This is a genomic window from Haloplanus rubicundus (assembly GCF_003342675.1).
Lineage (GTDB): Archaea > Halobacteriota > Halobacteria > Halobacteriales > Haloferacaceae > Haloplanus > Haloplanus rubicundus.
This window is the reverse complement of the sequence record NZ_CP031148.1, coordinates 202,175-223,329: the sequence shown is the minus strand read 5'-3', so window position 1 is coordinate 223,329 and position 21,155 is coordinate 202,175. Positions and strand designations below refer to the sequence as shown.

Below are 21,155 nucleotides of genomic sequence, written 5' to 3'. Positions count from 1 at the left end.
ACCGTCGATTCGGACGGTCTCGACGCGCAGATACAGTTATGTCGTCTTGATGTCATCTAGTACGGATGAATACGTTCGCACATCAGATAGACGCGCAGTGGGAGCGTGAGGAGCCGCTCGGGGTCGATTTCGTCCGCGGACTGCTCGGGCAGGTGTGGGACGCGGACCGGGAGGCAATCGACTCGGCCGCGTCGAGAGGGCTCGTCGAGGCTCTGGACGACAACCTGTGGTTGCTCGACCCCGACGGCCTGCCGCCGGCGATCAGCTTCATCTGTGCGTACTGGGCCGACAACCCGACGTATCGGGGGAACCCCTTCACGACCCTATTCGAGTACCGGGACTTCTGGGACGACCCCTTCGATTACGCGTTCGTTGAGGAGTTGCTCGCGCACGTGTGGGACCCGACCCGCCGAGAACTGAATCGGGACGCGGCGACGTTGCTCGCCCGGGCGCTGGAGCCCAACCTGGATCGGTTGGAGCCCGACGCGCGGGCGTTGGCGACCGACTTCTACGCGACCCACTGGACGCCCCCCACGCCCGCGGAACCGCCTGCGCGCTCGATATCCGCCACGCCCGCGGAACCACCTGCGCGCTCGGCGATCGTCGCCGTCTCCACGGGCGAGCGTCAGTGTCCGGCCTGCGCCGGGTCGGGGCAGACGGCCTGTGGCTCCTGTGGTGGCATGGGTGGCCGATACCAGTCCCGCATCGAGTACGACTACGACTCGACCCCGATCTATCGCGACGAGTGGGTCGGCTGTTTCTGCGACGGTGGCTCCGTGGCCTGTGGCGTCTGTAACGGCTCGGGGACTGTGTTCCGGTAACCGGCTATCCGGCGGTGGAGCACCCCGATTCCACGGGAAAGTTTGTGACGAACCACGCTACTTATTCCGCTGTTTTCCGTGGGCCTAGCCGTGACATCGAGCCATTCGCACCTCGAAGAGACCGACCCGGCGGTCGCCGAGGCCATCGCCGGCGAGGAGCGCCGACAGGAAGAGAACCTCGAAATGATCGCCTCGGAGAACCACGTCTCGGAGGCGGTGATGGAGGCCCAGGGAAGCGTCATGACGAACAAGTACGCGGAGGGCTACCCCGGGGAACGGTACTACGGCGGCTGTCAGCACATGGACACCGTCGAGAACCTCGCCATCGACCGCGCGAAGGAACTCTTCGGCGCCGAGCACGTCAACGTCCAGCCCCACAGCGGGACGCAGGCGAACATGGGCGTCTACTTCGCCACGCTGGAGCCGGGCGACCGCATCATGTCGCTCGACCTGAACCACGGCGGCCACCTGAGCCACGGCCACCACGTCAACTTCTCCGGCCAGCTCTACGAGGTCGAACAGTACGGCGTCGACCCGGAGACGGGCTACATCGACTACGACGAGGTGGCAGCACAGGCCGCCGAGTTCGACCCCGACATGATCGTCAGCGGCTCCTCCGCGTACCCCCGCGAGTTCGAGTGGGAGCGCCTCGGGTCGATTGCAGACGACGTGGACGCGTACCACCTCTCCGACATCGCCCACATCACCGGCCTCGTCGCCGCGGGCGTCCACTCCTCGCCCGTCGACCACGCCGACTTCGTCACGGGGAGCACGCACAAGACCATCCGCGCCGGTCGCGGCGGGATGATCATGACGACCGAGGAGCACGCCGACGCGGTGGACAAGGCCATCTTCCCCGGCGGGCAGGGCGGCCCCCTGATGCACAACATCGCGGGCAAAGCCGTGGGGTTCGGCGAGGCGCTCGATCCCGAGTTCGTCGACTACGCCGAACGAGTCGTCGCCAACGCGAAGACGCTCGCGGACGTGTTCACCGACGCGGGCATCCAGCCGGTGTCGGGCGGCACGGACAAACACCTTCTCCTCCTCGACCTGCGGGAGTCTCACCCGGACCTCACGGGCGAGGACGCGGAGGACGCCCTCGACGACGTGGGCATCACCGTGAACAAGAACACGGTGCCCGGCGAGACGCGGTCGCCCTTCGTCACCAGCGGGATCCGCATCGGGACGCCCGCGCTCACCACCCGCGGCATGGGCACGGATGCGATGGCGACGGTGGGCGAACTGATCGTCGAACGGCTGAACAACCCCGACGACGCGGACGTGGCCGGCGAGGTGCGCAACGAAGTCGACCGGCTCTGTGCCGAGTTCCCGGTGTACGAATAAGCACCCGCCCATCCCTGCCAGTTTTTATAACCGGTCGTCCCCCGAGTTGGACCACTGATGGTCGTCGGAGACGTCACTACCGGAACCGAGGTACTGGTTATCGGCGCGGGACCGGGCGGCTACGTCGCCGCCATCCGCGCAGCCCAGCGCGACCTGGACGTCACGCTGGTCGAACGCGACGCCTACGGTGGCGTCTGCCTGAACCGGGGCTGTATCCCCTCGAAGGCGTACATCACGGCGACGGGTGTCGCTCACGACGCCGCGACCGCCGAGGAGATGGGCGTCTACGCCGATCCCGCCGTCGATCTCGCCACCATGCGCGAGTGGAAAGAGGGGGTCGTCGACCGCCTCACCGGCGGCGTCGAGAAGCTCTGTAAGGCAAACGGCGTCTCCCTGATGGAGGGCACCGCGAAGTTCGTCGACGACGGGACGGTCCGGGTCGAACACGACGGGGAGGGGCAGGGCGCCGAAACCGTCAGCTTCGAGCACTGCATCGTCGCGACGGGAAGCCGCCCGATCGAACTCCCGGGCTTCGATTTCGCCGACGAGCCGATCCTCGACTCGGCGGCGCTGCTCGACCTCGACTCCGTCCCCGACCGCCTCGTCGTCGTCGGCGCGGGCTACATCGGGATGGAACTTTCCACCGTCTTCGCCGAACTCGGCAGCGACGTGACCGTCGTGGAGATGCTGGACGACGTGCTCCCGGGCTACGAGGACGACGTGGCGCGGGTGGTTCGGAAGCGCGCCGAGTCGAAAGGCGTCGACTTCCACTTCGGCGAGGGGGCGACCGGGTGGCGCGACGCCGCGGACGGGGGTATCGTCGTCACCACCGAAACCGAGGACGGCGAGGAGTCCACCTACGGCGCCGACCGGGTGCTCGTCGCGGTGGGTCGGGAACCGATCACGGACACGCTCGACGCCGAGGAGGCGGGGCTGGAGCCGACCGACGACGGCTTCTTCGAGACGGACGAGCGCTGTGCGACCGACGTGGACGGCATCTACGCCGTCGGCGACGTGGCGGGCGAGCCGATGCTCGCACACACGGCGTCGGCGGAGGGGGTCGTCGCCGCGGAGGCCATCGCGGGCGAACCGGCGGCGTTCGACACGCGGGCCATCCCCGCCGCGGTGTTCACGGATCCCGAAATCGCGACGGTGGGGCTGACCGAGAGCGAGGCGGAAGCGGAGGGATTCGACCCCGTCGTCGGCGAGATGCCCTTTAACGCCAGCGGGCGGGCGCTGACAGTGGGTGAGACGGAGGGGTTCGTCCGGATCGTCGCCAGTGCCGACGGGTTCGTCCTCGGCGCACAGATCGTCGGTCCCGAGGCGTCGGAACTGATCGCCGAACCCACGTTGGCCATCGAGATGGGGGCGACGCTGGAGGACGTGGCGGCGACGATTCACACCCACCCGACGCTGTCGGAGGCGGTGATGGAGGCCGCGGAGAACGCACTCGGGCAGGCGATCCATACCCTCAACCGGTAGTCGTTACGGGAGCGCCGGCGACGGCGGGTCGTCACGTTCGCTAAACTGATTGCGGTTACGTCGTGTCGGTCGACCGCCGCCAGCTCTCGCCGTGCTGTCACATACTACATCTGTCAAGACGGGCGTCGAGGTCGTCGTAATCCCCGAAATCGAATACGTTCGGCGGCCGTGACGGTGGCGAGGCGTTGCCGAACAGCAAAGTCTAATGGGGTGGCCGCTCAACACTCAGCCGATGCCCACGGTAGAATACCTCAATTACGAAGTACTGGACGATCACGGCTGGGAGATGGACGACGACGACCTCTTCGAGAAGGCGGCCGACGCCGGTCTCGAAGACGTGGACTACGGCTCGCTGGAGGTCAACGAGGGCGAGTACGTCCTCGAAGCGGCCGAGGCCCAGGGCTACGACTGGCCCTTCTCGTGCCGTGCCGGCGCCTGTGCGAACTGCGCGGCCATCGTCATGGAGGGCGATCTGGACATGGACATGCAGCAGATCCTCTCCGACGAGGAAGTCGAGGAGAAGGACGTCCGGCTGACCTGCATCGGCAGCCCGGCGGCCGACGAGGTGAAGCTCGTCTACAACGCGAAGCACCTCGACTACCTCCAGAACCGCGTCATCTAACGCCGGATTCCCGGCCGTTCCGATTTTTTCGCGCTCAGTGTCCCGAGCGACTGCCCCGCCGATCCGGAAACCCCAATACCCTGCCGCGTGGGTACCCGACAATGCTCGCGGCGACGACGGATCTGTTGCGGCTGATCGCGGTGCCGGCGCTCGGGTGGGCGGCGTGGCGCGACGTTCGCACCCGTCGGCTCCCGAACCGACTGTGGTACCCTCTCCTCGTCGTCGGCGTGTTCGCCCTCCTCGTCGACGCCGGCGGCCACCTCCCGATGGCGACCGTCGTCGACCGCCTCTTTTTCGTCCGCGTCGGCGTCAGCCTCCTCATCCTCGTCCCCCTCGCGTACGGTCTCTGGTGGTTCGGCGGGTTCGGCGGCGCCGACGCCAAGGCGCTGATGACACTCGCTGTCCTCTTTCCGACCTACCCCGTCTTCTATCTCGCGACCGACGCGTATCCGCTCGTCGCGACCACGCTCGGCGTCTTCTCGCTGACCATCTTGACGAACGCGGTGCTCGTCGGGGTCGCCTATCCGCTGTATCTCGGCGTCCGCAACGCTCTCCGTGGCGATCGCTCGCTCGTCATGTTCGTCGGTCGGCGGACCGACGTGGCGGCGCTCCCCCGCGAACACGGCCGCCTGTTCGAGGACGGCGAGGGCTTTACGCGGCACGGCCTCGATATCGACGCCCTGCGGATGTACCTCCGCTGGCGCGGGACGACGCTCCCGGCGCTCCGGGCCGCCCCCGAGCGACACCGCGACCCCGAGAGCGTCGACGAGACGGGTGATCCGACGGACGGCGCCGTCGACGCCGGCGACGACGGGCGGTCGACCGATCAGACGCCGGCCGACCTCGACGCCGACTTCGATGCCGACTTCGACGACCCCTGGGCCGCCGAGCGCTTCCTCGACGACATCGAGGGGAGCGCCTACGGCACGACGCCCGAGAAACTCCGCGAGGGACTGCGCGTCGTGACGACCCGCGAGACGGTGTGGCTCTCGCCGGGCGTCCCGTTCATCGTCCCCGTCTTCCTCGGCCTCGTGGTCGCCCTCACCTACGGCGACCTGCTCTTTGGCCTGTTGCGGGCGCTCGGCGTGGCGTGACGGCGGCTACGCGTCGAGTTCCAGTCGATCGAGATACGTCGGCAGCCGGTCGGACGGCTCGGCCGCTCGCCCGTCCCGGTCGTACTCGATTGCCCCGAGCGCGTCCAGTTTCGGCAGGTCGATATGGTGGAGGCTGGTCGGGAGCGTCCGCTCGTCGTCGACTACCCCCCGCAGTTCGACCGCGAGTTCCTCGACGGTGAGAGGCCCGTCGCACTCCGCGACGGCCACCAGGACGTGCCGCCGGTACGGCCGGGCGAGGAGTGCGCTGACGACGTCCCAGACGGTGTCGTCGGGGTCCCGCAGCGACGGTGTCGAGAACGGCACCGAGTCGGCGAACAGCGGGTCGTCGAGGCGAATCCCGTCCGGTCGTCGTTCGATCCAGCCGGCGGTCTCCAGCCCCGGGAGACAGCGGTGTCGGAGGTCGATTCGAATCGATTCGAGGGTCGATCCGGCCGTGTCGTCGTCGCGCGCGGCGAGTCGGTGGCAGAGTTCGTCGACGGTCACTGGCTGCGACACCGACGCCAACTCCGAGAGAACCCGTCGCTGCCGTCGGTCAGCGAGTATCGACGACCGTTCGTGCCGGCCCCTCCCCCCCGGGAGCGGTCGCGGTTCCCCGTCCATACGTATCGTCATGCCGTGAAGCCGCATAGTTTCGGCACCCAAAATATGTGATCACAGTTCGGCGAACACCACGTCGAGGAGTTTTTGCTCGGCCTTGCGGACGTGTTGGTGGAACGTCGACGCGCCGACGCCGATCGACTCGGCCACCTCCTCCCCGGAGCGATGTCGTGGCCACTCGAAGAAGCCCCCGAAGTACCCCGCTTCGAGCGCCACCCGCTGGCGCTCGGTCAGGTCCTCTGCGAGTGCGCTCAGGACGTGTCGGGACGACGGGCGCTCCCGTCCCACCTGTCGCTGGCTGACGACCTGGAGGGGCGGATACGCCTCCCGTAGTCCCTCGACGACTCCCCGGACGTCCGTCCCCGGCGGGAACTGGATGCTCGCCTCGTAGTTCCCGTCCTCGATCACCCCGCGTTTGACGCTGCCGCCGAAGTCCGCGACGATGGAGGCGACGGACGGGTCCGCGATGTGCTGTTCGAACCGCACCTCGCCGTCCCGTTCGTCGAACGTCCGCAGTTCCGTCCACCCCGACCGGTCCTCCCCGAGCGCACGCACCGTCTCCATGCCGTCGCCCATCGCCGTGCCGTACACGAGATACTCGTCGCCACCCATCGGCGTCACGCGGTCGATGCTGACCGTGTCGTCGGCCGTGTGTTCGCCGTCCAGCAGTTCGGGAATCCGAATCTCGAGTTCGACGACTTCGTCGCTCATGAGCGCCCGCTTGCGGTCGACCGCGGCGATGGCGTGTCCGATCACGTCGCCCAACTGGCCGAGCATCTCCCGCTCCTTCTCCGCGAACGCGTCGGGCCGCTTCGAACACACTCCGAGTACGTCGTACACCATGCCCTGATGGACGACCGGAATCACCGCCGCCGACCGGTAGCCGACCGCCCGGGCGTCCTCGCTCATTCGGTCGGTGCGGCCGTCCTCCCGGACGTTTCGGACGAGTTGCATCTCGCCCGTCCGGACGGCGTCCCCGATCAATCCCTCCTCGGGCACTCCCCCGTCGTCGGCGAACGGGAGGGCGTCGAGGTAGCCGTCGACGCCTGCCTCCGCCCGTGGCTCCAGCCCCGCCCCCGAATCGACCGTGGCGATCCAGGCCCCGCGGTACGAGTCCGAGTCCGCCAGCCGGTCACACACCACCTGCTCGATCTCCTCGCGGGTGGACTGTTCGACGACGGCCTCGGTGATCCCGCGAACCACGTCGTTGAGTTCGTCGAGCGCCGCCAACTGCTCGCGCTGTCGCTCCAGTTCCCGTTCGTACTGCCGGCGTTCGGAGATGTCGGTGGCCATGAGGATGGCGCCGTCGAACTCGTCGTCGCGGTAGACGGGGACCGCTCGGCCGGTGAAGTAGGCCTCCTTGCCGTAGATGGATTCGAAGGGGAACTCGAACTCGATGGTCTCGCCCTCCTGGAGACGGGAAAAGAGGTCGGCTTGCCCCGTCTCGACGATGGGTGGGAGTTTCCGGATGTCGACGCCGATGGCGTCCGAGGACTCCTCTCCGTGGGGGAGGCCGATGATCTCCTCGGCCCGCGGGTTCTCGTAGGTGATTCGGAGGTCCTCGTCGAGGCGGAACATGCCGAACGGGGCGTTCTCCACCAGTTCCTCGTTGAACTGGTTGGCCTCGCGCAGTTCCCGTTCGTACTGCCGGCGTTCGGAGATGTCGGTGGCCATGAGGATGGCGCCGTCGAACTCGTCGTCGCGGTAGACGGGGACGGCGCGACCGGTGAAGTAGGCTTCCTTGCCGTAGATGGATTCGAAAGGGAACTCGAACTCGATGGTTTCGCCGTCCTGCAGGCTAGCGAAGAGGTCGGCTTGCCCCGTCTCGACGATGGGCGGCAGTTTACTGATGTCGGCGCCGATGGCGTCGGAGGACTCCTCTCCGTCGGGGAGGCCGATGATTTCCTCGGCCCGCGGGTTCTCGTAGGTGATCCGGAGCTCCTCGTCGAGACGGAACGTGCCGAACGGGGCGTTCTCCACCAGTTCCTCGTTGAACCGGCGTGCGTCGTGGAGTCGACGCTCCTGTGCCCTACGCTCCGTAACGTCGCGCACGACACAGATGATGCCGCCGTCGTCGGCGACGGTCAGGGAGAGGTCCTGTGGGAACGTCGTGCCGTCCTTCCGTTGCCCCGTCACTTCACCGCGCCACGCGCCCTCCTCGTACAGGGCCGGGATGATCTCCGCCTCGAACCGGTCGAGTTCGGACTCGGGGTAACACAGCTCCCAGTGTTCGCCGAGAAACGCCTCGTCGTCGTCGTAGCCGTACACGTCGACGTGGCTCTCGTTGACGTAGACGTACTCGCCGTCGTCGTCGGTGATGGCGATGCCGTCGATGGCGGACTCCATCATCCGTGACCGTCGCTCCAGTTCCCGTTCGTGCACCTCGTCCTGCGACGCCTGCCCGGACGATCCGTCGTCGGGTCGGCGCCACCAGACCCGCGCGTTCGACCCCACTTCCTTCGTCTCCACCGCCCCGCGGTCCACGAGTGTCCGCAACCGCTTGTAGACCGTCCGGCGGTTCGCGTCCAGTTCGGCCGCCACTTCGGGCGTCGTGAGCGGTTCGTACCGATCCTCGCGCCGGTCGAAGACAGCCAAGGTCTCCGCGTAGATATCCCGTGACTGACTCGTGTCCATGTGCGTTCCTCGGTACCGCGACACATAGTTCCGTCGACGGAACCTCCCTGCGCCCGCGGCGCCGCCGAACCGAACGACACAAGACCTATCGGTGGAGCCACCCTGTCTCGCCTATGACCGTCGACGTGGACTTCGGTTCGGACGGCCTCGTCCCCGCCGTCGCACAGGACGCCGACTCCGGCGAGGTGTTGATGCTGGCGTACGCCTCACCCGAGGCGCTCGAACGCACCCGCGAAACGGGACGGGCGCACTACTACTCCCGGAGCCGGGACGAACTCTGGGCCAAAGGCGCCACGAGCGGTCACGTCCAGTCCGTCCGGGAGGTTCGGGTGGATTGTGACGGCGACGCCCTCCTCTATCTCGTCGACCAGGAGGGCGGCGCCTGCCACACCGGCTACCGCTCCTGTTTCTACCGGACCGTCGAGGGGGAGACGGTCGGCGAACGCGTCTTCGACCCCGACGACGTGTACGAAGAATGAGCGACGCGGGGAATCACGTCGACCGGCTCCGGTCGGCCCGGGCCGAACTGGCCGACGCTCGGGACGCCGTCGCGGACCACGGCGAGGGCCGACTGGAGACGGTCCGGGACGCCCACCGCGAGGCGACGAGCCTCCTCGACCGCTACGAGGGCAAGGCGACCGGCACCGGCGACTTCCGTGCGTTCGTCCAGTTTCAGGAGTCGTTCGTCGAACTCGTCGAGGGCCTCCCCGAGGACCTGCCGGCCCGCGAGGCGTTCGAGGAGGCGAACGACCTGCTCGACCAGCGCCGCCTCGACGAGGACGACTTCGCACGGGCGCGTGACCTCCTGGAACCGGCGGCCGACCGCGCCGCCCTGCTCGACGCGCGGGCGACCGCCAAGGAGCGCTACGAAACGGCCCGCCGCGACGCCCGGAAACGGCTTCGGGAACTCGACGACCGGGTCGACCGGCTGGAACGCCTCCAGCGGCTCGGCGAGGCCGACCTCGACGCCCCCGTCGAGCGCCTGCGCGATCCGATCGAATCCTACGACGAGTCGGTGCGGGCGGCGTGGACTGACTTCCGGCGCGAGGCGAGCGCCCGCGAGGTCCTCCGCGTCGTCGAGGCGAGCGAGGCGTACCCGCTCGCGGCCTTCCCCCAACCGCCCGACGACCTCCGGGAGTACGTCGAGACGTATCCGGCGGGCGAGGAGTCCATCCCCACGCTCCTGAAGTACGCCGACTACTCGTCCTCGAAGCTCTCGCACTACGTCGACGACCCCGGTGCGCTCCGGACGCGCGTCGCCACCCACCGCACGTATCTCGAACGGCTGGACGCCGACCCACTGACGGTGTCGTGGCCGCCGCCGTCGGCCGACCGGCTCCGGTATCGGGCGGCCGAACTCGTCTCGGTCGTCGCCCGCTTCGCGCCCGAAGAGGTGGTCGCGAAGGCGCGTCGACTCCGCCGTCTCCCCGACGAGGTGGACTACGAACGCCTGCGCGAGACGGCGCTCGCCCGCGACGAACTCGACGACGAGGAGCGCGACCGACTCGAACGCGGGGCGGTCGAGGCGGAACTGACCGCCGCCCGCGACGAACGCGAGCGGATCGAGGCGGCGCTCGCGGACACCGAGGCCGACTAGCGCGCCGATTCGAGGTGGTCACGCAGGTTCCGGGCGAGCGTCCGCGCTCGCTCGGGGTCCCGTGCCTCGGCGTAGATCCGAACCTTGGGCTCGGTGCCGCTAGGACGGACGAGGAGCCACGCGTCGCCGTAGTCGAGGCGGTAGCCGTCGGTCGTATCGAGGTCGGCGTCCGCCGCGACGGCGTACGCCTCGGCCGCGTCGAGGAGTCGGGCGCGTTCGTCGCCGTCGTCGTACGCGAGGTTCTCCCGGACGAAGTGGTAGTCGGTGTAGGGGGCGACCACCTCGCTCGCCGGCCGGTCGGCGTCGGCGAGCAGTTCGAGGAACTTCGCGCCGACGTAGGCGCCGTCGCGGGTCAGGCGGTGCTCGGGGAAGAACACCCCGCCGTTGCCCTCGCCGGCGACGGGCACCCGGTCGCCCGCGCGGCGACGCTCCCGCACCCGCGTGACGATGTACGTCGAGCCGATGGGCGTCAGATCGAGGTCAGCGTCCGCCGCGGCGACGGCGTCGACCAGCCGCTGGGAGACGTTGACCGCGGCCACGACGACGTCGCCGTCGCCGAGTTCGGCGGCCGCGAGCGCCGCGAGGGAGGTGTCGCCGTCGATCATCTCGCCGCGCTCGTCGACGAAGATGGCCCGGTCGGCGTCGCCGTCGTGGGCGATCCCCACGTCGGCGTCCGTCGAGCGGACGAGCCGTCGGAGGGCGGTCAGGTTCTCGGCGACCGGTTCGGGATCGCGACCGGGGAAGTGGCCGTCCGGGTCAGCGTTGACCGTCCGGACCGTACAGCCGAGTTCGCCGAAGAAGGCGGGCGATATCGTACAGCCGGCGCCGTGGCCCGGATCGACCGCCACGGTCAGGTCGGCGGCCGCGACGGCCTCGCGGTCGACGCCCGTTAGCAGGTCCGCGCGGTAGTCGTCGCCGACGCCGTCGATCCGGCGGGTCGTGCCCACGCCGTCCCAGTGGGCGAGTGGGGGATCGGCGTCCACCACCGCCCGTTCCACCCGTTCGTACGCGTCCACGGAGAGTTCGGTCCCGTCGGTTCCGAGGAGTTTGATGCCGTTGTACTCGGGCGGGTTGTGCGAGGCGGTGAGGACGAGGGCGGGGACGTCCTCGGTCGCGCAGTAGTACGCGACGCCGGGGGTGGGAAGGACTCCCAGTCGGTCCACGTCGGCGCCGGCGGCGGCGAGGGTACCCGCGGCGACGTCGGCGAAGGGCGCCCCCGAGAGACGGGTGTCGCGGCCAACGGCGATGCGGTCCGCGTCCCAGACGGCGGCCGCGGCCGCGGCCACCCGCCGGACGCGTTCGGGTGTGAACTCCTCGCCGACGACGCCGCGGGTACCGCTCGAACCGAACAGTTCCATCGAGAGAGGGTCGTCGGGCGGGGCACAAATCCGTTGCGTCTGCGGCGGTCCCGCGAGGGGTCCGTGGGAGCGAGTGGACGAGCGGAGTGAGTCCGGGGTGGTCCCGCGAGGGGCCCGTGAACGGCCATGGAGGTCACGGGGATCGGTCGGTCTTTACGCCACCACGCCCTCTCCCCGGTATGACGCAGTTTCCGGCCTTCGAGGTGATCCCCGCCGTCGACATGCAGGACGGCGAGGTGGTGCAACTGGTGCAAGGGGAGCGCGGCACGGAGAAACGCTACGGCGACCCCGTCGAGGCCGCCGAGCGGTGGGTCGCGGCGGGCGCCCGGACGCTCCACCTCGTCGACCTCGACGGCGCCTTCGAGGGCGAACGCGAAAACGCCGCGGCGGTCGAGGCCATCGTCGACGCGGTGGACGTGCCGGTCCAACTCGGCGGCGGCATCCGGACGGCCGAGGACGCCCTCTCCCTGCTGGACCGGGGCGTCGACCGCGTAATCCTCGGGACGGCGGCCGTCGAAAACCCCGACATCGTTCGCGAGATCAGCGACCGGCGACCGGGGAGCGTCGTCGTCAGCCTCGACGCCAAGGGCGACGAGGTGGTCGTCTCCGGGTGGACCGAGGGGACCGGACTCGACCCCGTCGAGGCCGCGGGGCGGTACGAGGACCTGGGTGCCGGCGGCATCCTGTTTACCGACGTGGACGTGGAGGGACGGCTGGCGGGCGTGCGGGCCGACCGGATCGAACGTCTCGCCGATGCGGTGGGGATTCCGGTGATCGCCAGCGGCGGCGTCGCCACGCTGGCCGACGTGCGGGCGTGCCGGGCGGCCGGCGCCGCGGCCGTCGTCGTCGGCACCGCGCTGTACGAGGGGGCCTTCACCCTCGCCGACGCGATGGACGCCTGATCCCGGCCGACGCCAACGCAGGGGAACGACTTTACTCGCCAGCGACAACAATCAGGTAAATGGACTACGATCACACCGGCGACACCCACCGGGAACTCGTCGACGCCTACCGAGCGGACGAATCGCCGTTCCCAACGGACGACTCGCGGGAGTATCCGCGCCGCGACTTCCTGCGCGACGAACCACTCCACCTCAGACGGCTCCTGTTTCCCCGCTGCTGGAACGGGACGGAACTGCTGGACGACCCCGCCGAGACTCGCGACCGTCTGAACCGGCTCGGAACGTGCATCCTGAAAGGCACCGCGGCCTATTCGGATCGTGACGCGCCCGACATGACCGGTCTCGTCGACGAGACGCTCGACCGCTTGCCTGCGATCCGGGAGACCCTCAAGCGGGACGTCGAGGCCGCGTACAAGGGCGACCCCGCCGCGAAGAGCTACTGCGAGATCATCCGGTCGTACCCCGGATTTCAGGCCATCCTGACCCACCGGGTCGCACACGCCCTCTACGAGGACGGACAGTTCCAGTACGCACGCGAACTCGCCGAGTACGCGAAAAGCGAGACGGGCATCGACATCCACCCCGGGGCGGAGATCGGCGATCACTTCTTCGTCGACCACGGGACCGGGGTCGTCATCGGCGAGACGGCCACCGTCGGCGACTGGGTCCGCATCTACCAGAACGTGACCCTCGGCGCCCTCCACTTCGAGGAGGAGGAGGGCGAGGAACACATGCTTGCGAAGGGGTACAAGCGCCACCCAGACATCGGCGACCACGTCGTCATCGGGGCGGGGAGCAACGTCCTCGGGCCGGTCGACATCGGCGATCACGTGAGCATCGGCGCGAACTCCTGGGTGACCGACGACGTTCCGCCCAACACGAGCGTCTTCATCTCCGACCACCCCGATCAGGAGCGGAAGCCGAACGGATAGCCGGCGACCGAACGCGGCGGCCGTGCCGTGTCGTCACGGCGATGTCGGGACGCCCCGCCCAAAACCGACTTACGCGCGCCCCGCGAGGGTCGCGTATGGACCGCACGGCCGCCCGCACCCGCGAAACCGCGGAGACGACCATCGATCTGACCCTCGACGTCGACGGCGAGGGCGACGCCCGCGTCGACACCGGCGTCGGCTTCTTCGATCACATGCTGGAGTCGTTCGCCAAACACGGCCTCTTCGATCTGACCGTCGACTGCGACGGCGACCTGGAGATCGACGACCACCACACCGTCGAGGACGTGGCCCTCGTCCTCGGCGCGGCGTTCGACGAGGCCCTCGGCGACAAGCGCGGCATCCGCCGCTTCGCCGACCGGCGCGTCCCCCTCGACGAGGCCGTCGCCTCGGTGGTGGTGGACGTGAGCGGCCGCCCGCTCTTCCGCTTCGACGGCACGTTCTCCGAGGAACGCGTCGGGGACTTCACGAGCGTCATGGCACGGCACTTCGCGCGCTCGCTGGCGATGCAGGCGGGGCTGACGCTTCACGTCGAAGTGAGTGGGGACAACGCCCACCACGAGGTGGAGGCGCTGTTCAAGGCACTCGCGCGCACCCTCGACGACGCCACCCGGATCGACGACCGACGCTCGGACACGCCGAGTACGAAGGGCGAACTCTAAAGTTCAACTACTGTCGTACTCCCTTTCGACGCCCGTCGTTACTTATTTGAACGCCGCCGCCGAGGAAGCGAGCATGCAGGCGTTCGACAGGCTCGACAGCGACACCTCGAAGCTCGTGGTGCTGTACCTCCAGCGCGTCGGCGACGCGACGCCGGCCAGCATCGCAGACCGGCTCCGACTGCCGCTGCTGACGACCCTCGCGACCGTCCGCTATCTGGCCGAGGAGGGGCTGGTTCGTCGACTGGACGGCTCGGACCGGGTCGTCTTGGCGGAGGCCGCGCGGGCGCGGCGTGACCGCCAGCCGCGGATCGCCTAGTCCAGTACGGCCTCGTTCACGACGTACGGCGGCACCTCGCCCGCGAGCGCCGCCGCGACGTTCCGGGCCGCCTTCTCTCGGAGTTCGACGACGCTCTCCGCGGAGTTGTAGGCGGCGTGGGGCGTGAGGATCACGTCGTCGAGGCCGAGCAGCGGCGAATCCTCGTCCGGCGGCTCCTCCGCGAGCACGTCGAGGCCGGCGCCTGCGATCTCGCCCACCCGGATCGCGTCGGCGAGCGCGTCCTCGTCGATAATGCCGCCACGGGCGGTGTTGAGCAGGAACGCCGTCTCCTTCATCCGCGCCAGTTCGTCGGCGCCGATCAGCCCCTCGGTCGCGGGCGTGAGGGGCGCGTGGATCGAGACGGCGTCGGATTCGGCGAGCAGCTCCGCGCGGTCGTCGACGAGCGTCACCGAGTCCGGCACGTCGTCCGGGTCGACGTAGGGATCGTTGGCGATCACGTCCATGCCGAGCGCCGCTGCCTTCTCGCCGACCGCGCGTGCGATGTCGCCGTAGGCGATCAGGCCGAGCGTCGACCCGTCGAGGCGACGCATCGTCCGCCCGGCGGTCACGTCCCACTCGCCCGCCCGCACCCGGTCGTTGTAGTCGACGACCTTGCGCGCCAGCGCGAGCAGGAGGGCGATGGTGTGATCCGACACCTCGGGGATGCAGTAGTCGGGCACGTTCGTCACGTAGACGCCGCGTTCGGTGGCTGCGTCGAGGTCGACGGTGTCGAAGCCGATGCCGGTGCGGGAGACGACCCGACAGTTCGGGATCGAGTCGAGGAGGTCCGCGTCCACGTCGGCGTACATCGCGATGATCCCGTCGGGATCGGCGTCGGCGAGGACGGCTTCGAGCGATTCGTCGCTCGCCTCGGCGTCGATCAACTCGGCGTCCACCTCGGCGAGAACCTCGCGCTCGATGTCGAGGTCGCCGAAAGTGTGGTCGGTGAAGACGACGGTGTGGGCCATGGTCGCGGGCACGGGCGAGTGGGTGGTAAAGGGTTCGGACGGTACCGTAGTCCCTGCAGAAACACTTAGTAGCCCCGACCTGTAGGAAAAATAACTGTTGGGGCAGGTATGATCGGGAGCTGGACCACGGACCGGTGGGCTCGCCGTCGGTTCGAAGCCGAGTTGATTTCGTTTCGAGCCGAATTCAAGACGGCCGCGAGTGAGGTCGAGAGCGACACCACCCCGGAGTGGGTTCGACGTGGTCGGAGTCTGCTCGGGAGGGCGAGTATCGCACTCGATGAGGGCGATATCGAACGGGGCTGGGCGTACCTGCATGCGGCCAAGCGACTCAAACTCCAGAGTACTGATACGAACGCTATCGAGGGGGAAGCGAACGAACTCGTCGAGGAAGCGAAGGGCTCCGGGTTGGGCTGGCGAGCGAGGGCGGTGCAGCGCCGACTCACGACTGACGACGGCTCGATACGGAACACAATCGAAATCCCCGATCTGCAGTCGGCCACCGAACTCCTCCACAAGGGGTACGAGGATGTCCATCTGAAGCGACGCCATCTGCAGACACAGATCAACTACCTGGCAATCGGTGGACTCGCCGTCGTCCTCCTCATGATCATTGTGTCGATCTTCAGTATCGGTGTCGCGGGCCTGCCCTCGCCGTTTGCCGATGTGACTGCCGCGGCCGCGGGTGACGCTGTCGACGGCGGGGGCGCTGGGAACGTGACGGCGACCCCCACAGCCACGCCGTCCCCCACGTCGACGCCGCAATCCGGGCCGACTGGCAATGCAACGGCCAATGCGACGCCGTCACCGACACCGACCGGATCGCCACCCGCAACATCGACCCCGTCACAGAACGAGACGGCTTCCGGTCCCCCGGGCGACGACTCCGGTAGCAGTCAGCGGGCTCCCGCCGGCTTCCTGCTGTATATCGTCCTGTTCGGAATGCTGGGTGCCGTGTTGTTCGGGATCCGGTCGATCAAGAATCGGTCGACCTCGACGACTACGCCCCAGTATCTCTCCGGTCGGCAGGCCGCGTTGATCCGGATGATCGTCGGCGCGATCTCCGCGCTCGCCGTCTTCTTTTTCGTGTTGTCCGGGTTCCTGGATATCTCCGTCGGCGTCGACGACAGCAGCGGCCCCCTATACATCACGCTCGCGTTCGTGGCGGGCTATTCGGAGCGGCTCGTCCACGACACCGTCGAGTTCGTTTCGAGCACGGCCGTCCCTGAGACGTCCGAGAACGGCGGGGCATGAGTAGCGGCGTCATCCCCGAGTCGGTCGTTGCCGGGTGTCCGTAGCGTGGTCGCGCACGGTCCAGATGCGGCCGAAAGATCCTCTTCCTTGAGTCGTGGGTGTGACTCGAATGCCTCGTCTGCGGCGACGCGGACGCCGCCGCCAGCCACTGGCGACGGATCCCTTCGGTTCAGTCAGGTGATACGACCTTCGAGTCGCTGGAACTGGTCCATGTCGTGGCCGCAGATAACGTGTGTCGCGTCGTACGTTCGTTCGAGTTCCTTCAGTTCGCGGACGCTCTCGAACCACGCGCGCTTATCGTCGATCAGCGCCCCGCCGATCGGATGTTCGTTCTCGTAGTTGAACTCCAAGTGGGCAGCATCGCCGGCGATGATGACCGTCCCCGGGTCGTCACAGTGGACGATCGTCGCCATCATCCCTGGTGTGTGTCCCGGACACCGCACGAACTCGATGCCCTCGAATGGCATCGTCCGGTCACGATGGATGACCCGCCAGTTGAGATCCCGATGGAAATCCTCGATCACGTACGGGTTGTGATCCTCGCCGGTTGCGCCGTTGTAGTAGGCGTATTTGAGTTCCCGTTCGTGGACGAAGATCGGGGTGTCCGTCCCCTCGAAATAGGTGAGCCCACCAGCGTGGTCGTGGTGGAGATGCGACTGGATCACGAAGTCGATATCTGCCACGTCATAGCCCAACGCCGCGAGGTCGGCGTCGAGTTCGTGGTCCGCGGCGTCGTCCTGTTCGACGAGATTGTACAGCGCGGCCGGCCAGTAGCCGTCGGCGGCGTCCGGATGGGAGCCCGTATCCCACAGAAACGTCCCCGCCGGATGCTCGATGATGGCGTTGTGAATCGAGGCATCCAACCGTTCGAGAGTCGGATTCGGATTCTCCATCGACGCCAACACCGCCCCCTCTTTCATGAAGTGTGGGTCGAGTTGCATGCGCCCCCGACTGAACAGGTCTATGGTAGCTTCTACCATGGGTTGGCGTTGCGACGGGACGAACTAAATGTTTCCTACGGAACCATTTGGCCACACAGTTCGTGTGGTGTGTTACGCATCCACAACCGTTTAGCCATCTGACACAGAAGGCCCACTCGATCCGCGCATGGAGTCGAGTTCATTCACCACGATCGCCATCGTCGGGGCGGGGACGATGGGCTATGGCATCGGGACGGTCTACGCTGCAGATGGACGGACTGTGCGACTGTACGATGCGTCGACGGAGGCACTCGAGCAAGCACGCACGAATATCGACACCGCGCTTGCGACCCTCGCCGACGCGGGGCGCCTGTCGGCCGACGACCGATCGGCCATCACCGAGCGCATTTCGTACCACGAGACGATCGAGGAGGCCGTAAGCGACGCCGATCTCGTGACCGAGGCGGTGACCGAAGACCTGGAGATCAAACACGAGGTGTTCACCCGCTTGAATCGGTACGCGCCCGCGAACGCGATTCTCGCAACGAACACCTCCGGCCTCTCCATCACGGACATCGCCAGTGTTGTCGACGATCCCGGTCGGGTCGTCGGGACCCACTGGTTCAACCCGCCACATATCGTCCCGCTCGTCGAGGTCGTGCGGGGTGATCAGACGAATGACACGACGGTCTCGCGGACGTACGACCTCCTGGAAGCCGTCGGAAAGGAACCCGTCGAGGTGAAAAAGGATATCCCTGGGTTCATCGGGAACCGCATCCAGATGGCGATGGACTTCGAGGCGTGGTCGCTCCTGCAGAAAGGCGTGGCGAGCGCCGAGGATATCGACCGCGCCGTCAGAGCCGGATTCGGATTCCGCGTGCCGGTCCTCGGCGTGTTCAAGAAATCCGATTTCACCGGCTTGGACGTGTACGAAGAGGTCATGTCCTACTTGCTCAAAGAGATCGATCGCGGCACCGAGCCGACGGAGTCACTCCGGTCACTCGTCGAAGACGGCCACTACGGCGTGAAAACCGGGCACGGCGTCTACGATTGGGAGGGCGCGGACTTCGACCAACTCGCCGACGAACGCGATCAACAACTGCTCGCGATGCTTGATGCGTACGAGGAGGCATTTGCCGAGTGAGTCCCGGTGATAGAGCCACGTTCTCGCTCACGAATCTTCACGCCGATGGCAGAACCCGAGCCAAGCCCCGTCGTCCGTCACGCCGCGGCCGTCGACTACGAGACGGTCGACCTTGCTGCTGGACTCCACAAGGGCGTCGTACTGGGCGACGACCAGGGCTCGTTCCTCTGTCTCGTGCCGAACACGGCCGACGAGATCACGGTGACCGAATGAACGGGTCGGCGAGCCCTCAGTAGGTCAGCGTCATCCCGCCGTCCCACCTGAGATCGGCGCCGTTCAGATGCTGCCCGTGGTGGGAGAGCCCGAACGTGAACAGGTTGGCCACCTCGATCGGCTCCATCATCTCCGTCGAGCGTGATTCGGCGAGCATGACGTCGCTCACGACTTCTTCCGGCGTGAGTCCCCGCTGTTCGGCGGTGTCCGGAATCTGGTCGGTGACCAGCGGTGTCTTGACGTACTCCGTGCTCACGGAGAAGGATCTGATCGCCCCGTCGCCTTCCGCCGCGATCGATTGGGTCAAGCCACGAATCCCGAATTTGGAGATGTTGTACGCGACCTTGTCCGCGGTCACATAGTGGCCGTGTGCGGAACACATGTTCCCGATACAGCCTCGCCCATCGGCCGACTCCTGCATCTCGGGGAGACACAATTTTGTGAGATAGAGCGGCGCTCTGAGCATAATCGCGTGGAGTCGATCGTAGGCGTCCATCGGGAACTCCGAAATCGGACTGATGTGCTGTGCGCCCGCGATGTTCAGCAGATATTTGATCGTCCCGAGGTCCGCCGCGTCCGCGACGATCTCCTCGATGTCCGTATCGCTGGTCAGATCACCGGGAATCGTCGTAATCCGTCCGCTGGGCGCCTGTTCCTCGCTCCGGGCTTTCGTCTCCGCCAACCCGTCCTCGTCGATGTCCGTCGCCGCGACCGTCAGGCCATTGGCCGCTAAGGCGATGGCCGTCGCTCGCCCGATCCCGCTCGCTGCACCCGTCACGACCGCGACGTTGTCACTGCAGAATGCCGGCTCATCCAGGATCAAGATGTCCTCGGCGTGAATCTCCGGCGGTTGTATTCGTTCATCTGACATGATGTGTAAACACGTTTCCCACTCTCGCAAATAAGCATACGGGCCGTGTCTGCGGACCGTCGCCGCTGGGACGGGACGTATCGAGTGCTGGCCAGGACTGACCGAGACGACGGTCACCGAATCCCGCTGCCCCGGGAGGCCGCCATCCTGTTCCGTTCGTTGCTTTCCATCGGAGCCGAGACTATATCAACCGTCCCGGTCAACTTCCGACGACGAATGTTCGACGAGATCATGGGGAAATTCGAGGGGAGTCCGAGCCAGCAGGCGGTGATCCGACTCCTGCTCGAACGGGGCTTCTCCGTCAACGACGAGGGACGGGTCGTCTCCGGCGGCATCGAGATTCCCAACACGGGCATCGCCCGCGAAATCGACGTGGACCGCCGCGTCGTCGACTCGACGACCGACGCCATCCTCGACGACCCCGAACTCCGTCGCATCTTTCAGAACATCACCGCCATCCCCAGCCTGATGGACCTCGCGCCCGTCCTCCACCTCTCCGTGCTGACGGTCTGGGTCGACGACGAGACGGAATCGGGCATCGTCGCCGACGTGACGACCGCCATCGCGGACCGGGACATCTCCATCCGGCAGGTGATCAGCGAGGACCCCGAGTTCGTCGACGACCCCAAACTGTACGTCATCACCGACGCTGCCCTCCCCGGCGACCTGCTGGTCGAGATTCGCGACCTGCCGTACGTCCGCCGGGTCGAGTTCTGATGGCCGAGACGTACCGCACCGTCGCCGGCGAGGGGGAGTGTCGGGTCGAGGTGAACGGCTCGACGTTTCTCGGCTTCGCCGGCCCGGCGCGGTCCGTCGCGGACGCGGAGGCGTTCGTCGCGTCCGTGAACGACGCGTATCCCGACGCTCGCCACGTCGTCCCCGCGTACCGCGTCCCCGAGGACGAGGGCGACGCGGACGGCCTGCTGCGGGAGTGGTGCAGCGACGACGGCGAGCCGTCCGGCTCGTCGGGCGATCCGGCGCTGAACGTCCTCGTCCAGCGTGACCTCCGGAACGTCGTCGCCGCCGTCGTGCGCTACAAGAACGGTCCGAACCTCGGCGTCGGCGGGCTGGCGCGGTCGTACTCGCGGGCCGTCGCCGACGCCGTCGACGACGCGGGCGTCGTCGAGGAACGGCCCCACGAGCGGTTCACGGCCACCGTCGACTACGACGACTCCGGTACCGTCCGCGGCATCCTCGAAAGCGTGGGCGTCGAGTTCGACGCCGCCTACGAGGCCCGGGTGACCTTCGAGGTGCGCGTCCCCGTCGCCGACGCGGACGGCCTCCGTGACCGCCTGCGGAGCGCGACCGGTGGCCGGGTCGAGTTGTCATGACTACCGAGCGCTATAGAGCGGTCCCCGGGTCGGTTTCGATGGAGATTTTTCGACGCT

22 protein-coding genes are annotated in these 21,155 nt (G+C 67.5%); 16 read left to right on the top strand and 6 right to left on the bottom strand.

Annotation, left to right across the window (positions count from 1 at the left end; genetic code table 11):
* Positions 1–65 precede the first annotated feature (65 nt).
* The 5 genes from DU484_RS02020 to DU484_RS02000 all read left to right on the top strand — a co-directional run bounded on the left by DU484_RS02020 (position 66) and on the right by DU484_RS02000 (position 5,363).
* Positions 66–821: a zinc finger-like domain-containing protein gene (locus DU484_RS02020; RefSeq protein WP_114604980.1), complete on the top strand. Its 756-nt coding sequence runs from the start codon at positions 66–68 to the stop codon at positions 819–821.
* Between the two features lie 90 nt (positions 822–911).
* Positions 912–2,165 (top strand): serine hydroxymethyltransferase, encoded by a 1,254-nt coding sequence (locus DU484_RS02015; protein ID WP_114584527.1) that lies wholly within the window; start codon positions 912–914, stop codon positions 2,163–2,165.
* Positions 2,166–2,222: 57 nt separating this feature from the next.
* Positions 2,223–3,647, top strand: coding sequence for a dihydrolipoyl dehydrogenase (gene lpdA, locus DU484_RS02010; protein WP_114584526.1), 1,425 nt, complete (start codon positions 2,223–2,225; stop codon positions 3,645–3,647).
* Positions 3,648–3,879: 232 nt separating this feature from the next.
* Positions 3,880–4,269 (top strand): ferredoxin Fer, encoded by a 390-nt coding sequence (gene fer / locus DU484_RS02005; protein ID WP_114584525.1) that lies wholly within the window; start codon positions 3,880–3,882, stop codon positions 4,267–4,269.
* A gap of 101 nt (positions 4,270–4,370) precedes the next feature.
* Complete coding sequence (locus DU484_RS02000; protein ID WP_114584524.1) at positions 4,371–5,363, top strand: A24 family peptidase; 993 nt, start codon at positions 4,371–4,373, stop codon at positions 5,361–5,363.
* Between the two features lie 6 nt (positions 5,364–5,369).
* On the opposite strand, the gene DU484_RS01995 is transcribed toward DU484_RS02000, so the two are convergent.
* Both DU484_RS01995 and DU484_RS01990 read right to left on the bottom strand, forming a co-directional pair.
* The gene (locus DU484_RS01995) at positions 5,370–5,984 is read right to left on the bottom strand and encodes a DUF7344 domain-containing protein (RefSeq protein WP_449405118.1); all 615 of its coding nucleotides are present in this window, start codon (positions 5,982–5,984) and stop codon (positions 5,370–5,372) included.
* 51 nt (positions 5,985–6,035) lie between these two features.
* Positions 6,036–8,615 (bottom strand): bacterio-opsin activator domain-containing protein, encoded by a 2,580-nt coding sequence (locus tag DU484_RS01990; protein WP_114604978.1) that lies wholly within the window; start codon positions 8,613–8,615, stop codon positions 6,036–6,038.
* 113 nt (positions 8,616–8,728) lie between these two features.
* Here DU484_RS01990 and hisI point away from each other — a divergent pair, with 113 nt between their 5' ends.
* Together hisI and DU484_RS01980 are read left to right on the top strand one after the other, a co-directional pair.
* Positions 8,729–9,094, top strand: coding sequence for a phosphoribosyl-AMP cyclohydrolase (gene hisI / locus DU484_RS01985; RefSeq protein ID WP_114584521.1), 366 nt, complete (start codon positions 8,729–8,731; stop codon positions 9,092–9,094).
* Complete coding sequence (locus DU484_RS01980; protein WP_114604977.1) at positions 9,091–10,212, top strand: DUF7118 family protein; 1,122 nt, start codon at positions 9,091–9,093, stop codon at positions 10,210–10,212. Before hisI ends, DU484_RS01980 begins: the two co-directional genes overlap by 4 nt.
* Here the strand turns inward: DU484_RS01980 and glmM are convergent.
* Positions 10,209–11,570: a phosphoglucosamine mutase gene (gene glmM, locus DU484_RS01975; RefSeq protein ID WP_114604976.1), complete on the bottom strand. Its 1,362-nt coding sequence runs from the start codon at positions 11,568–11,570 to the stop codon at positions 10,209–10,211. The genes DU484_RS01980 and glmM overlap by 4 nt on opposite strands.
* Positions 11,571–11,749: 179 nt before the next feature.
* Between glmM and hisA the strand changes: the two genes are divergently transcribed.
* The 4 genes from hisA (at position 11,750) to DU484_RS01955 (ending at position 14,400) form a co-directional block, all read left to right on the top strand.
* Positions 11,750–12,472 carry a 1-(5-phosphoribosyl)-5-[(5-phosphoribosylamino)methylideneamino]imidazole-4-carboxamide isomerase gene (gene hisA / locus DU484_RS01970; protein WP_114604975.1) on the top strand — a complete coding sequence of 241 codons (723 nt, stop codon included), beginning with the start codon at positions 11,750–11,752 and terminating at the stop codon, positions 12,470–12,472.
* A gap of 59 nt (positions 12,473–12,531) precedes the next feature.
* Positions 12,532–13,404 (top strand): serine O-acetyltransferase EpsC, encoded by an 873-nt coding sequence (epsC, locus tag DU484_RS01965; protein ID WP_114604974.1) that lies wholly within the window; start codon positions 12,532–12,534, stop codon positions 13,402–13,404.
* Between the two features lie 95 nt (positions 13,405–13,499).
* Positions 13,500–14,084, top strand: coding sequence for an imidazoleglycerol-phosphate dehydratase HisB (gene hisB, locus DU484_RS01960; protein ID WP_114584516.1), 585 nt, complete (start codon positions 13,500–13,502; stop codon positions 14,082–14,084).
* A 46-nt stretch (positions 14,085–14,130) separates the two neighbouring features.
* Complete coding sequence (locus DU484_RS01955) at positions 14,131–14,400, top strand: hypothetical protein (protein ID WP_187347747.1); 270 nt, start codon at positions 14,131–14,133, stop codon at positions 14,398–14,400.
* Here DU484_RS01955 and DU484_RS01950 read toward each other — a convergent pair.
* A complete protein-coding gene (locus DU484_RS01950) occupies positions 14,397–15,368 on the bottom strand; it encodes a C-terminal binding protein (protein WP_114604972.1) in 972 nt (323 codons plus the stop codon). The two genes, DU484_RS01955 and DU484_RS01950, sit on opposite strands and share 4 nt — an antisense overlap.
* Positions 15,369–15,794: 426 nt before the next feature.
* On the opposite strand from DU484_RS01950, the gene DU484_RS01945 reads away from it, so the two are divergent.
* Positions 15,795–16,619: a hypothetical protein gene (locus tag DU484_RS01945; RefSeq protein WP_187347746.1), complete on the top strand. Its 825-nt coding sequence runs from the start codon at positions 15,795–15,797 to the stop codon at positions 16,617–16,619.
* Between the two features lie 173 nt (positions 16,620–16,792).
* On the opposite strand, the gene DU484_RS01940 is transcribed toward DU484_RS01945, so the two are convergent.
* Positions 16,793–17,599, bottom strand: a complete 807-nt coding sequence (locus DU484_RS01940) for an N-acyl homoserine lactonase family protein (RefSeq protein ID WP_114604970.1) — start codon at positions 17,597–17,599, stop codon at positions 16,793–16,795.
* A gap of 127 nt (positions 17,600–17,726) precedes the next feature.
* On the opposite strand from DU484_RS01940, the gene DU484_RS01935 reads away from it, so the two are divergent.
* Positions 17,727–18,683 (top strand): 3-hydroxyacyl-CoA dehydrogenase family protein, encoded by a 957-nt coding sequence (locus tag DU484_RS01935; protein ID WP_114604969.1) that lies wholly within the window; start codon positions 17,727–17,729, stop codon positions 18,681–18,683.
* Between the two features lie 45 nt (positions 18,684–18,728).
* Entirely contained in the window at positions 18,729–18,896 is a 168-nt protein-coding gene (locus DU484_RS19370; RefSeq protein WP_157969231.1) for a hypothetical protein, read from the top strand.
* 16 nt (positions 18,897–18,912) lie between these two features.
* Here DU484_RS19370 and DU484_RS01930 read toward each other — a convergent pair whose 3' ends face one another.
* Positions 18,913–19,767 carry an SDR family NAD(P)-dependent oxidoreductase gene (locus tag DU484_RS01930; protein ID WP_114584510.1) on the bottom strand — a complete coding sequence of 285 codons (855 nt, stop codon included), beginning with the start codon at positions 19,765–19,767 and terminating at the stop codon, positions 18,913–18,915.
* 216 nt (positions 19,768–19,983) lie between these two features.
* Between DU484_RS01930 and DU484_RS01925 the strand changes: the two genes are divergently transcribed.
* Together DU484_RS01925 and DU484_RS01920 are read left to right on the top strand one after the other, a co-directional pair.
* Positions 19,984–20,484: an amino acid-binding protein gene (locus tag DU484_RS01925; protein ID WP_114604968.1), complete on the top strand. Its 501-nt coding sequence runs from the start codon at positions 19,984–19,986 to the stop codon at positions 20,482–20,484.
* A complete protein-coding gene (locus tag DU484_RS01920; protein ID WP_114604967.1) occupies positions 20,484–21,098 on the top strand; it encodes an IMPACT family protein in 615 nt (204 codons plus the stop codon). Before DU484_RS01925 ends, DU484_RS01920 begins: the two co-directional genes overlap by 1 nt.
* Positions 21,099–21,155: the final 57 nt, after the last annotated feature.